Origin of the sequence: Rhodovulum adriaticum, assembly GCF_004345735.1 — a bacterium.
Classification (GTDB): domain Bacteria; phylum Pseudomonadota; class Alphaproteobacteria; order Rhodobacterales; family Rhodobacteraceae; genus Rhodovulum; species Rhodovulum adriaticum.
The window spans coordinates 527380-539589 of sequence record NZ_SLXL01000001.1; the positions used below are offsets into that span (position 1 = coordinate 527380).

Annotated in this window: 10 protein-coding genes; 9 read left to right on the top strand and 1 reads right to left on the bottom strand. The window is 65.5% G+C overall.

Translation table 11 applies throughout. From position 1 onward, the window contains the following. The first annotated feature begins 59 nt into the window (after positions 1–59). From EV656_RS02470 to EV656_RS02510, 9 genes are read left to right on the top strand one after another with little or no spacing between them, the layout of a single operon-like run. Complete coding sequence (locus EV656_RS02470; protein ID WP_132599090.1) at positions 60–1481, top strand: NarK family nitrate/nitrite MFS transporter; 1422 nt, start codon at positions 60–62, stop codon at positions 1479–1481. 16 nt (positions 1482–1497) lie between these two features. Continuing rightward, positions 1498–5226, top strand: a complete 3729-nt coding sequence (locus EV656_RS02475) for a nitrate reductase subunit alpha (protein WP_132599092.1) — start codon at positions 1498–1500, stop codon at positions 5224–5226. Beyond that, positions 5223–6746, top strand: a complete 1524-nt coding sequence (gene narH, locus EV656_RS02480; protein ID WP_132599094.1) for a nitrate reductase subunit beta — start codon at positions 5223–5225, stop codon at positions 6744–6746. Before EV656_RS02475 ends, narH begins: the two co-directional genes overlap by 4 nt. Next, positions 6746–7456, top strand: coding sequence for a nitrate reductase molybdenum cofactor assembly chaperone (narJ, locus tag EV656_RS02485; protein WP_132599096.1), 711 nt, complete (start codon positions 6746–6748; stop codon positions 7454–7456). Before narH ends, narJ begins: the two co-directional genes overlap by 1 nt. A gap of 12 nt (positions 7457–7468) precedes the next feature. Then, positions 7469–8239 (top strand): respiratory nitrate reductase subunit gamma, encoded by a 771-nt coding sequence (narI, locus tag EV656_RS02490; RefSeq protein ID WP_132599098.1) that lies wholly within the window; start codon positions 7469–7471, stop codon positions 8237–8239. 5 nt (positions 8240–8244) lie between these two features. Further along, a complete protein-coding gene (locus tag EV656_RS02495) occupies positions 8245–9045 on the top strand; it encodes a peptidylprolyl isomerase (protein ID WP_132599100.1) in 801 nt (266 codons plus the stop codon). Positions 9046–9057: 12 nt separating this feature from the next. Next, positions 9058–9639, top strand: a complete 582-nt coding sequence (locus EV656_RS02500) for a hemerythrin domain-containing protein (RefSeq protein WP_132599102.1) — start codon at positions 9058–9060, stop codon at positions 9637–9639. Continuing rightward, positions 9629–10246, top strand: a complete 618-nt coding sequence (locus tag EV656_RS02505) for a carbonic anhydrase (RefSeq protein WP_132599104.1) — start codon at positions 9629–9631, stop codon at positions 10244–10246. The genes EV656_RS02500 and EV656_RS02505 overlap by 11 nt, the downstream gene beginning before the upstream one ends. Further along, positions 10243–11517: a molybdopterin molybdotransferase MoeA gene (locus EV656_RS02510; RefSeq protein ID WP_165918923.1), complete on the top strand. Its 1275-nt coding sequence runs from the start codon at positions 10243–10245 to the stop codon at positions 11515–11517. The genes EV656_RS02505 and EV656_RS02510 overlap by 4 nt, the downstream gene beginning before the upstream one ends. A gap of 10 nt (positions 11518–11527) precedes the next feature. Here the strand turns inward: EV656_RS02510 and EV656_RS02515 are convergent, their stop codons facing one another. Beyond that, complete coding sequence (locus EV656_RS02515) at positions 11528–12043, bottom strand: DUF2478 domain-containing protein (protein WP_132599108.1); 516 nt, start codon at positions 12041–12043, stop codon at positions 11528–11530. Between the last annotated feature and the right edge of the window lie 167 nt (positions 12044–12210).

Below are 12210 nucleotides of genomic sequence, written 5' to 3' on the forward strand. Positions count from 1 at the left end.
GCCCAGGGGCGGGCCACCGACGGCCCGCCTCTCCCGCGGATCGAATTGAGGAAAAGACAATGTCATCCACCGCCAACTCTCCCGGTCACCTGCTGACCGACTGGCGCCCCGAGGATACCCAGTTCTGGGACAGCACGGGCCGCCGTATCGCCAACCGCAATCTCTGGATCTCGATCCCCGCGCTTTTGCTGGCCTTCTCGGTCTGGATGGTGTGGTCGGTCGTGGTGGCAAAGCTGCCCGCCATCGGGTTCCAGTTCACCACCGGCCAACTGTTCTGGCTTGCCGCGCTGCCCGGCCTGTCGGGCGCGACGCTGCGCATCTTCTACAGCTTCATGATCCCGATCTTCGGCGGGCGGCTGTGGACGACACTATCGACCGCGTCGCTGCTGATCCCGGCTGTCGGCATCGGTTTTGCGGTGCAGAACCCGGACACGCCCTACACCGTGTTCCTGATCCTCGCGCTGCTGTGCGGGTTAGGCGGGGGCAACTTCGCGTCTTCGATGGCCAATATCGCCTATTTCTTCCCGAAACGGTCAAAGGGTAACGCGCTGGCGTTGAACGCGGGTCTCGGCAACCTTGGCGTGTCGGTCATGCAGTTCCTGGTGCCGGTCGTCATCACCGCGGGCGTGTTCGGTGCGTTGGGCGGCGAGGCGCAGACGCTGTCGGATGGCGGCAAGCTTTGGCTTCAGAACGCGGGCTTTGTCTGGGTGCCGTTCCTGCTGATCGCGACGCTGGCGGCATGGTTCGGGATGGATGACATCGCGGATGCCAAGGCATCGCTGTCCGACCAGCTGGTGATCCTGAAGCGGCGCCAAAACTGGATCATGTGCATCCTCTATACCGGCACATTCGGCAGCTTCATCGGCTATTCGGCCGGATTTCCCCTGCTGATGAAGACCCAGTTCCCCGATCTGGACATGCTGCACCTGGCGTTCCTCGGCCCGCTGGTCGGTGCGCTGAGCCGCGCGGGCACCGGCTGGATTTCCGACCGCTTCGGTGGCGGCCGCGTCACCTTCTGGACCTTCGCGGGCATGATCGTGGCGGTCTGGGGCGTGCTGCAATTCCTGCCGCTGGGCGGTTCGGGCGGCAGCTTCTGGGGGTTCTTTGCCTGCTTCATGGCGCTGTTTTTCCTCACAGGCGTGGGCAACGCCTCGACCTTCCAGATGATCCCGGTGATCATGCGCCGCGAGGTCGCCCGGCTGAACCCCGGCGACCAGCCCGAGGTTCAGCGCCGCAAGTCCGAGCGCGAGGCGTCCTCGATCATCGCCTTCACCAGCGCGATCGCGGCCTATGGCGCGTTCTTCATCCCCAAGGGCTACGGCACCTCGATCGCCATGACGGGCGGTCCCGCCGCCGCCCTCTGGGCCTTCCTGATCTTCTACGTGATCTGTCTCGGCCTGACCTTCCTGGTCTACACGCGGCCGGGCGGAATCCTGCATGCCATAGAACACGGACGCGCCCCCGACGGCGCCGCCGCCTGAGCCAAAGGAGAAAGCCATGAGTCACCTTCTCGACAGACTGAATTTCCTCAAGCCCAAGGAGCTGGAGAAATTCTCCGACGGCTGGGGTCAGGTCACCAAGGAAGATCGCAACTGGGAGGACACGTATAGAAACCGCTGGCGCCACGACAAGATCGTGCGCTCGACCCACGGGGTGAATTGCACCGGGTCGTGTTCGTGGAAGATCTACGTGAAATCGGGCATCGTGACCTGGGAAACCCAGCAGACCGATTATCCCCGCACCCGCGCCGACCTGCCCAACCACGAACCCCGCGGCTGCCAGCGCGGCGCCTCCTACAGCTGGTATCTCTACTCGGCCAACCGTGTGAAGCACCCGCTGGTCCGCGGTCGGCTGATGCGGATGTGGCGCGAGCTGCGCCAGACGAAATCGCCGATCCAGGCCTGGGCCGCGATCCAGAAGGACCCTGCCCTGCGCGCAGAATATACCCGCATCCGCGGCAAGGGCGGGTTCGTCCGCGCCAGCTGGGACGAGGCGACCGAGATCGTGGCGGCCGCCAACGCCTGGACCGCGAAGACCTGGGGGCCTGACCGGGTGTTCGGCTTCTCGCCGATCCCGGCGATGTCGATGGTCTCCTACGCGGCCGGGTCGCGTTACCTCAGCTTGCTGGGCGGCACCTGCCTGTCGTTCTACGACTGGTATTGCGACCTGCCGCCCTCCAGCCCGCAGACCTGGGGCGAACAGACGGACGTGCCGGAAAGTGCCGACTGGTACAACGCGGGCTTCCTGCTGATCTGGGGCTCGAACGTGCCGCAGACCCGGACGCCGGACGCGCATTTCTACACCGAGGCGCGCTATCGCGGCACCAAGTCGGCGGTGATCTGCCCCGACTATTCCGAGGCGTCGAAATTCGGCGACATCTGGCTGAACCCCAAGCAGGGCACCGACAGCGCGCTGGCGATGGCGATGGGCCACGTGATCCTGCGCGAGTTCCACCTCGACCGCCAGGCGCCCTATTTCGAGGATTACGCGCGCAAGTACACCGACATGCCGATGCTGGTGCGGCTGGAGGAAAAGGACGGCCGGTTCGTTCCGGGCCGGATGCTGCGCGCCGATGATTTCGACGGCCATCTCGGCCAGACCAACAACCCCGACTGGAAGACCGTCGGCTTCGACGACCGGACCGGCGACATCGTGGTGCCGAACGGGTCGGCCGGCTTCCGCTGGGGCGAGGAGGGCAAGTGGAACCTCGAAGAGCGTGCCGGCGACCGCGAGGTGTCCTTGCGCCTCAGCCAGATCCTCGAGGAACACCATGACGAGGTCGTGGGCGTGGACTTCCCCTATTTCGGCGGCGCCGCGCACCAGCATTTCGTGAAATGCGGCCATCCCGACGTGCTGACCCGCAACATCCCCGCCCGGCGGGTGAAGCTGGCCGATGGTGAGGCACTGGTCGTCACGGTCTTCGACCTGTTCTGCGCCAATTATGGCCTCGACCGGGGGCTGGGCGGCGAGTGGATCGCCAGGTCCTATGACGAGGACCTGCCCTACACCCCGGCCTGGGCAGAAAAGATCACCGGGGTCCCGGCCGACAAGATCATCACGGTCGCCCGCGAATTCGCGATGAACGCGGAAAAGACCCAGGGCAAGTCCATGGTCATCCTCGGGGCCGGTCTGAACCACTGGTATCACATGGACATGAACTACCGCGGCATCATCAACCTGCTGGTGATGTGCGGCTGCGTCGGCCAGTCCGGCGGCGGCTGGAGCCATTACGTGGGCCAGGAAAAGCTGCGCCCACAGACCGGCTGGCTGCCCTTGGCCTTCGCGCTCGACTGGAACCGCCCGCCGCGGCAGATGAACGGCACCTCGGCCTTCTACGCGCATACCGACCAGTGGCGCTATGAAACGCTGAACGTGCGCGAAATCCTCAGCCCCACCGCCCCCGAGGGCGACTGGGACGCCGCGCTGATCGACTACAACATCCGCGCCGAACGCATGGGTTGGCTGCCGTCCGCCCCGCAGCTGAAGACCAACCCGCTGGAGGTGGCGAAGGCCGCCAAGGCCGCCGGACAGGATCCAAAGGACTACGTGGCCGAGGGGCTGAAATCCGGTGCGCTGCAGATGTCCTGCGAGGATCCGGACGCGCCCGAGAACTGGATTCGGAACCTGTTTGTCTGGCGGTCGAACCTCCTGGGATCCTCGGGCAAGGGGCATGAATACTTCATCAAGCACCTGCTCGGCACCGACAACGGCGTGATGGGCAAGGATCTGGGCGCCGAGGGCCGCGAAAAGCCGAAGGAGGCCGTCTGGCATGACACCGCCCCCGAGGGCAAACTAGACCTGCTGGTCTGCATCGACTTCCGGATGAGCACCACGGCGGTCTATTCGGACGTGGTCCTACCGACCGCCAGCTGGTACGAAAAGAACGACCTCAACACCTCGGACATGCACCCGTTCATCCACCCGCTGCAGGCGGCGGTGGACCCGGCCTACGAGTCGAAATCGGACTGGGAGATCTTCAAGGCGATCGCCCGGAAGTTCTCGGAGGTCGCCCCGGAAATCCTCGGCGTGGAAACCGATATCGTGCAGGCGCCGATCCTGCACGACACGCCCGGAGAACTGGCCCAGCCCCATGTGCGGGACTGGAAGAAGGGCGAATGCGACCTGATCCCGGGCAAGACCGCGCCGAACTATGTCGCGGTCGAACGGGACTACCCCGCACTCTATGACCGCTTCGTCTCGGTCGGGCCGCTGCTCGACACGCTCGGCAACGGCGGCAAGGGCATCGGCTGGAACACCGAGGCCGAGATCCACGAACTGGCCAAGCTGAACGGCGCCTGGGCCGACGGCCCGGCCAAGGGGCGGCCGAAGATCGTGACCGACATCGACGCGACCGAAGTCATCCTGATGCTGGCCCCGGAAACCAACGGCGAGGTCGCGGTCAAGGCGTGGCAGGCGCTGGAAAAACCCACGGGCCGGCACCACGCGCACCTGGCCGAGGGGCAGGAGCACAACAAGATCCGCTTCCGCGACATCGCCGCCCAGCCGCGCAAGATCATCAGCTCGCCCACCTGGTCGGGCATCGAAAGCGAGGAGGTCTGCTACAACGCCGGCTATACCAACGTCCACGAACTGATCCCCTGGCGCACCGTCACCGGCCGCCAGCAGCTTTATCAGGATCACCTGTGGATGCGGGCCTTCGGCGAGGCGCTGTGCCAGTACCGCCCGCCGGTGGACCTGAAGACCATCACGGCGGAGGTGAACCCCGAAACCGACCGGCCCCACGTTGTGCTGAACTTCATCACGCCGCACCAGAAATGGGGCATCCATTCAACCTATACCGACAACCTGCACATGCTCACGCTGAACCGCGGCGGGCCGGTGGTCTGGATTTCCGAGGTCGACGCGAAGAAGGCCGGGATCGAGGACAACGACTGGATCGAGGCCTTCAATGTCAACGGCGCGCTGACCGCGCGGGCCGTCGTCTCGCAGCGGGTGAAGGAGGGGATGACGCTGATGTATCACGCGCAGGAGAAGATCGTGAACACGCCCGGATCGGAAAAGACCGGCATCCGCGGCGGCATCCACAACTCGGTCACCCGCGCGGTACCCAAGCCCACCCACATGATCGGCGGCTATGCCCAGTTGGCCTACGGCTTCAACTACTACGGCACCGTCGGCTCGAACCGGGACGAATTCGTCATCGTCCGCAAGATGAACAAGGTCGACTGGCTCGACCGTCCGGCAACCCAGGAGGCCGCGGAATGAGAGTGCGTGCGCAAATCGGCATGGTGCTGAACCTCGACAAGTGCATCGGGTGCCACACCTGCTCTGTCACCTGCAAGAACGTGTGGACGAGCCGCGAAGGCGTCGAATACGCGTGGTTCAACAACGTCGAAACCAAGCCCGGCATCGGCTATCCGAAGGACTGGGAGAACCAGAAACGCTGGAACGGCGGATGGGAGCGCAACCGGCGCGGCCACATCCAGCCGAAACAGGGCGCCAAGTGGCGCATCCTGTCCAACATCTTCGGCAACCCCGACCTGCCCGAGATCGACGACTATTACGAACCCTTCGACTTCGACCACGACCACCTGAAATCGGCCCCCGAGATGGAGGCCTTCCCGACCGCGCGGCCCTATTCCAAGATCACCGGCGAGCGGATCGAGAAGATCGAATGGGCGCCGAACTGGGAGGAGATCCTCGGCGGCGAATTCTCGAAACGGTCGAAGGACTACAATTTCGAGGGCGTCCAGAAGGAGATCTACGGGGAATACGAGAACACCTTCATGATGTATCTCCCCCGGCTCTGCGAACACTGCCTGAACCCGACCTGCGCGGCCTCCTGCCCCTCGGGCGCGATCTACAAGCGCGAGGAGGACGGCGTCGTCCTGATCGACCAGGAAAAGTGCCGGGGCTGGCGGATGTGCATCTCGGGCTGCCCCTACAAGAAGGTCTACTACAACTGGGACACCGGCAAGTCCGAGAAATGCACCTTCTGCTATCCGCGGATCGAGTCCGGCATGCCGACGGTCTGTTCCGAGACCTGCGTGGGGCGGATCCGCTATCTGGGCGTGATGCTCTATGACGCCGACGCGATCGAGGCGGCGGCGAGTTCCGAAAAGGTAACCGACCTTTACGACGCGCAGCTCGACGTCTTCCTCGACCCCAACGACCCGGTGGTGCGCGAGATGGCGCTGGCCGATGGCGTGCCCGAGGAATGGATCGAGGCGGCAAAGAACTCGCCGGTCTGGAAGATGGCGATGGAATGGAAGGTCGCCTTCCCGCTCCATCCCGAATACCGAACGCTGCCGATGGTGTGGTACATCCCGCCGCTGTCGCCGATCCAGAACGCCGCCGAGGCGGGCAAGATCGGCCATGACGGCGAAATGCCCGACGTGCGCAGCCTGCGCATCCCGGTCAGGTATCTCGCCAACATGCTGACGGCGGGTGACGAGGCGCCGGTCGTCTCAGCGCTGGAACGGATGCTGGCGATGCGCGCTTACATGCGCGCCAAGACCGTGGACGGCGTCACCGACGAGGGCATCGCCGCGCGCGTCGGCCTCTCGGGCCGGGTGATCGAGGACATGTACCGGATCATGGCGCTTGCCAATTACGAGGACCGCTTCGTGATCCCGACGACGCACCGGGAACTCGCAGAAGAGGCGATGGACCTGCGCGGCGGCTGCGGCTTCACCGATGGCAACGGCTGTTCCACCGGCATGTCCGAGGGCTCGCTCTTCGGCGGCAAGAAAAAGAAATTCACCCTTCCCTCGGAGGCGTTCTGATGTACCTGACCCTCAAGGCCCTCTCGGCGCTGCTGAGCTATCCCGGCGCCGACCTGCAGGCCGCGCGCTACGAGATCGCGCGCGCCCTGCTGACCGACCGGCGGCTGACATCGGGGCTGCGCCACGACCTGTTGCCGCTGCTCGATGCGCTCGGCAATGACGACCTGCTCGACCTGCAGGAAGGTTTCGTCGGGCTCTTCGACCGGTCGCGGTCGCTGTCGCTCAACCTCTTCGAGCATGTCCACGGCGAAAGCCGGGCGCGGGGCAGCGCGATGGTGGACCTGGTGGAAACCTACCGTGCCGCGGGCTTCGAGCCCGCGACCGAGGAACTGCCCGATCACCTGCCGGTGCTGCTTGAATTCCTGGCCCACCGGCCCGAGGCCGAGGCGCGCGAGACCCTGGCCGACGCGGCGCACATCTTCGAGGTGCTCGCGCAGCGGCTGGAGAAACGGGACAGCCCCTATGCGGGGGTGTTCCGCGCGCTTCTGCATCTCGCAGGCGAGACGGCCGATGCTGCAACGGTAGAAACCCTACTCGCCCAGCCCGAAGACGACCCCGACGACCTGGAGGCGCTCGACGCCGTCTGGGCCGAGACCCAGGTCACCTTCGGCCCCGATCCCAATGCCGGCTGCCCGCAAGTGCGCGACATGCTCGCGCGGATGGACAACCCCACCAACCCCGCCCCGGCCGTGCCGGCGGCCGCAGAGTGACGGAGGCACGTCATGCATAACTTTCTCTTCGGGATTTACCCCTATATCGCGCTGTCGGTGCTGATCTTCGGGTCCATCGCGCGCTATGAACGCGACCCGTTCACCTGGAAATCCTCGTCCTCGCAACTGTTGCGGCGCAGGCAGCTGATCCTCGGCTCGGTGCTGTTCCATGTGGGCGTGATCGTGATCTTCTTCGGCCACCTGATCGGGCTTCTGACGCCGATCTGGGTGTTCGACGCCATCGGCATCAGCCACGGCGCGAAACAGACGCTGGCCGTGGTGGTGGGCGGCATCGCCGGCGTGATGGCGCTGGCGGGCGGGATCATCCTGTTCCACCGCCGCTGGACCGATCCGCGCATCCGCACGACCTCGAGCGTCGCCGATATCGGCATTCTGGGGCTCCTGATCGCGCAGCTCGGTCTCGGCCTGATGACGGTCTTCGTCTCGCTGCAACATCTCGACGGGCACGAGATGACCAAGTTCATGGCCTGGGCACAGGGCATCTGGACCTTCGACGGTGCGGCGGCCAGCTACATTGCGGACGTGAACATCCTGTTCAAGCTGCACCTCTTCATGGGGCTGACGATCTTCGTCCTGTTCCCGTTCACCCGGCTCGTGCACATGCTCTCGGTGCCGCTGCGCTATCTCTACCGGCCGGGCTACCAGATCGTGCGCTCGCGCCGCCGCGCCCCGCTGCCCGTCCGGAACGGCAAGTCCGCGCAACTGATGGCACAAGCCCGTCCGGTGTCGGCCGCGGGCACGCAGACTCGGCCGGCGGAGTAGGACGCATGACCTCGCTGTTCCCCGAAGTCACCATCAACGGTGTGACCATTGCCTCCGCCGCAATCGCGGCGGAGGCCCAGAACCACACGGCTCCGGCGGGCAAACCGGGGCTAGCCTGGCGCCGCGCGGCCCGCGCTCTGATCATCCGCGAGGCGATGCTTCAGGAGGCGCGGCGCGTCGGCATGACGGCCGAGCCGCAAGAACTCGCTCCCGGTCGCCGCGAAACCGAGGATGAGGCCCTGATCCGCGCCCTGATGGAGGAACGGATCGTACCCGCCCCGGTAAGCGAGGACGCGATGCGCGCCACCTATGACGCCGCGCCCGATCGGTTCCGTGCACCCGACCTGTGGCAGGTGTCGCATATCCTTTATGCCGCCAGGCCGGACGATACCGCGGCCCGCGCGCTTGCCCGCGAGGGGGCGGCCCGCGCGCTTTCGCGTCTGGCGGCGAACCCCGACGCCTTTGGCCGAATCGCCGCTGAGCAAAGCGACTGCCCCTCTCGCGGGGCGGGAGGTCAACTTGGCCAGATCGGTCCTGGCGAGACCGTGCCGGAATTCGAGGCTGCGCTTGCGGACATGGCCGAAGGCACGATTTGCCCTGATCCGGTAGAAACGCGCTTTGGTCTGCATGTGATCCGCATGGATGCCTGCGCCAAGGGGGCGATCCGCCCCTTCGACGCAGTGCGGGACGAGATCGCCGCAGCCCTGGAAAAGGCGGCCTGGGCGCAGGCGGCGCAGGCCTTCACCGCCGCACTTCTGGCGGGTGCGACGGTAACAGGGCTGGACCCGATGCAACCCATCCACTGAAGGAGAACGGCCATGTGCCCCCAGATCGACCAGCCACCGCCCCGCGACGACGGCACGCGGCCGGTCGATCTGCGGCGCTATGGCAATCCGTTGGATGCGTTGGCGGCGGACCACTATCGCCAGCGGCTCATCCTGGCGGACCTGGAGCGGCTGGCGGCATCGATCGATCGCGACAACGACGATGTGGCTGCACTTCTGATGCATATCGAAATCGAAATGCCCATGCATACGCTTGACGAGGACGAAGACCTGTTCCCGCTGCTCAGACGCCGCGCCGCCCCCGAGGACCGGATGGACCGTCTGCTTGCACGTCTCGATGCCGAGCATGACTCGATCAAGGCTCTGGCTGCCGAGGTCCGGGACATCCTGCGCGGGGTCTTAGCCGGCGATATGCCGGGCGACCGCACCCCCCTGCATGGTTTCACATCCGCCTATCGACGCCACATGATCCTGGAAAACGCCGTTCTTTTGTCGCTGGCCCGCGCGCGGCTGACCCAGGCGGACCTTGCCGATCTACGCAGCCGTATGGCCGCCCGCCGCGGGCTGGACCTCGCGCTGGAGACCGGGCCGCGGGAGGACCGGAATGCTCAGTGACCTTCTGCGCCGGAACGTGGCCTGGTCGGCCGAACGCCACCGCACCGAACCGGGCTATTTCGCGCGGCTCGCCACGCGGCAGAGGCCCGAATTCTTCTGGATCGGCTGCGCCGACAGCCGGGTGCCGGCGAACGTGATCGCCGGGCTCGATTCCGGCGAGGTCTTCGTGCAGCGCAACATCGCCAACGTCGTGCATTCCTCGGACCTCAACCTGCTGAGCGCGCTGGAATTCGCCGTCGAGGCGCTGAAGATCCGCGAGATCATCGTCTGCGGCCATTACGGCTGCGGCGGGATCAGGGCCGCGACCGAAGATGTGCCGCATGGCCTTGCCGATCACTGGCTGGAACCGATCCGCAGGCTGGCCCGGCGTCGCGCTGAGGAATTATCCGCGATCCCACAGATAGAGGCCCGCCGTGACCGGTTGGCGGAACTGAATGTTGTCGAGGGCGTGCGGCGCGTGGCCGAGACGCCGATCCTGAGAAAGGCGTGGGAACGCGGGGAACCCGTCAAGGTGCATGGCCTGATCTACGGGTTGAAAGATGGGCTTCTGCGGAACCTCGATTGTACATTGTCGCTTGAAACGGTTGCCGAGGCCAAATGGGCATGACCTTGAGTAAGCCCCAGTATTCGCCCGACTGTTCCTGTGACGAGGCCGGGTCCGCCGGGCGGCTTCTTTCACTGGAGCAGGCGCTTGCGCGCGGGTTGGCGCTGGCCTCTGCGGTCGAGGAAATGGAGCGCCTGCCGCTGGCCCGAGCCACCGGGCGCATCACCGCCACTGCCGTGCGTACAACGACGCCGCTGCCCCAATTCGATAATGCCGGGATGGACGGCTATGCGCTGCGGCTGTCCGACATGGCCGGTAATGGCCCCTGGGTCCTGCCCGTTGCCGGGCGCGTGGCGGCAGGCGATCCGCCCGCCGAGTGCTGGCCGAAAGGCAGCGTGCTGCGCATCCTGACTGGCGCGCCGGTGCCAGACGGGGCGGATGCGGTCCTCATGCAGGAACAGGCTGACCGCCAGGAAGGCAGGGTCGTGCTGCATGCCCGCCCGCGGAGGGATGAGAACATCCGGCGCCGCGGCGAGGATTTGCAGGCAGGCGCCGAAATCCTGCCGGCGGGCATAGAGATCGGCCCGCGCGAGGCCGCAGCCCTGGCCGTCGCCGGGATGGGCGAGGTGACAGTTCGTCGACAGGTCCGTGTCGCGATCTTTTCTACCGGCTCCGAATTGCGCGAGCCAGGCGAGCCGCTTGCACCAGGCCAGATATGGAATGCCAACCGGTACATGTTGCGGGCCGCGCTGGACCGGCGCTGGGTCGCGCTGACCGATCTTGGCGCCGTTCCCGACGACGCCGGCGCATTGGCGGCAGCGCTGAGGCTGGCCACCGAAACGGCAGACATGGTGATCACGACAGGCGGCGTCTCCGTCGGCGACGAGGACCACATGCCGAGGCTTGTCCGTGAAGCTGGCGGCGAGATCCATGCCATGCGCATTGCCATGAAGCCGGGCAAGCCGGTAACGCTGGGCTATTTGGGGGCGGCTGTTTTTGCAGGGCTGCCGGGGAATCCGGTCTCTGCCTTCGTCACCTTGAAAGTTCTGGCTGCGCCGATCCTTGAACGGCTTGCAGGCATTGGCCGCCCCGCAACCCGCGACCGACTGGTGATGCCCGTGGCCGAAGCCCTGGATCGCAAGCCCGGGCGACTGGAGTTTCGCCCGGTTCGACTGGTTGCGCCAGCAGAGGGCGGCACGCGCCGTATCGCATGGCTGGCCCCGTCCTATTCCGCCCGCGTCGCGCTGCTCGCTGGTGCGGATGGTCTTGCCGTCATACCGCCTGCGCTGTCCCATGTGGCGGCAGGCGATTATCTTGAGGTGCTGACGTTCTGAAGGCCCGGGATCAGGCAGCCGCCGCTTCCATTGCCTCACGGCACCACGCGCGGATGGCCTCCGGCTTCGGTGACAGGTATTCAGCCATCCCGCCCGCGAATGCGTCGAATGCCTCGATATTGAAGCGCCCGATGCCCATGAGAACCGGAAGACCTCTGTCGAGCGCGCGCGCGATCGTGTCCCGGAAGCCATGGCCCTCGGCCTCGTGCTGCCCGAACTTGTTCAGAAGAAAGATATCGGCTGGGCCGTAGAGGCGCTTTTCGACCTCCACAACCGCATGCTCTATCGCCTCTGGATCGAGCCGACAGCCGCGCGACCCCACCCCGAGTTGCTGCGTAATGGCGATCCGCGGACCAGCGGGCAATACCCGAAGGTCCATGTCGCAGGCATGGCTGGCAGCCCGACCGTTGAATTCACGAACGATCCCGACCGGCGCACGCCCGGTCCGCAGCAGCCAGCCTGCCGTATCGGAAAGAAGCCTGTCGATCTCTCCGCTTTTTTCGGAACGCAAAGCAGCAAGACGCATGTGTCACTTCCTTTCAGAGGGGCCCCCTTCCCCTCGGTCAACGGTGACGAGTCTACCGTGGCGATAGGAGACAGGTGATTGATATATATCAATTATGAGTTACTTTTGCCACAAAATTTATAGCTTGTTACCCATGATATAAAATAATAAGCAAGTGCTCACTAGCT

Excerpts from the sequence above, each read along its gene's own strand:
- EV656_RS02495 (WP_132599100.1), top strand. The coding sequence starts at position 8,245 with ATGACCTCGCTGTTCCCCGAAGTCACCATCAACGGTGTGACCATTGCC.
- EV656_RS02470 (WP_132599090.1), top strand. The coding sequence starts at position 60 with ATGTCATCCACCGCCAACTCTCCCGGTCACCTGCTGACCGACTGGCGC.
- narJ (WP_132599096.1), top strand. The coding sequence starts at position 6,746 with ATGTACCTGACCCTCAAGGCCCTCTCGGCGCTGCTGAGCTATCCCGGC.
- EV656_RS02505 (WP_132599104.1), top strand. The coding sequence starts at position 9,629 with ATGCTCAGTGACCTTCTGCGCCGGAACGTGGCCTGGTCGGCCGAACGC.
- EV656_RS02510 (WP_165918923.1), top strand. The coding sequence starts at position 10,243 with ATGACCTTGAGTAAGCCCCAGTATTCGCCCGACTGTTCCTGTGACGAG.
- narH (WP_132599094.1), top strand. The coding sequence starts at position 5,223 with ATGAGAGTGCGTGCGCAAATCGGCATGGTGCTGAACCTCGACAAGTGC.
- EV656_RS02500 (WP_132599102.1), top strand. The coding sequence starts at position 9,058 with ATGTGCCCCCAGATCGACCAGCCACCGCCCCGCGACGACGGCACGCGG.
- EV656_RS02475 (WP_132599092.1), top strand. The coding sequence starts at position 1,498 with ATGAGTCACCTTCTCGACAGACTGAATTTCCTCAAGCCCAAGGAGCTG.
- EV656_RS02515 (WP_132599108.1), bottom strand. The coding sequence starts at position 12,043 with ATGCGTCTTGCTGCTTTGCGTTCCGAAAAAAGCGGAGAGATCGACAGG.
- narI (WP_132599098.1), top strand. The coding sequence starts at position 7,469 with ATGCATAACTTTCTCTTCGGGATTTACCCCTATATCGCGCTGTCGGTG.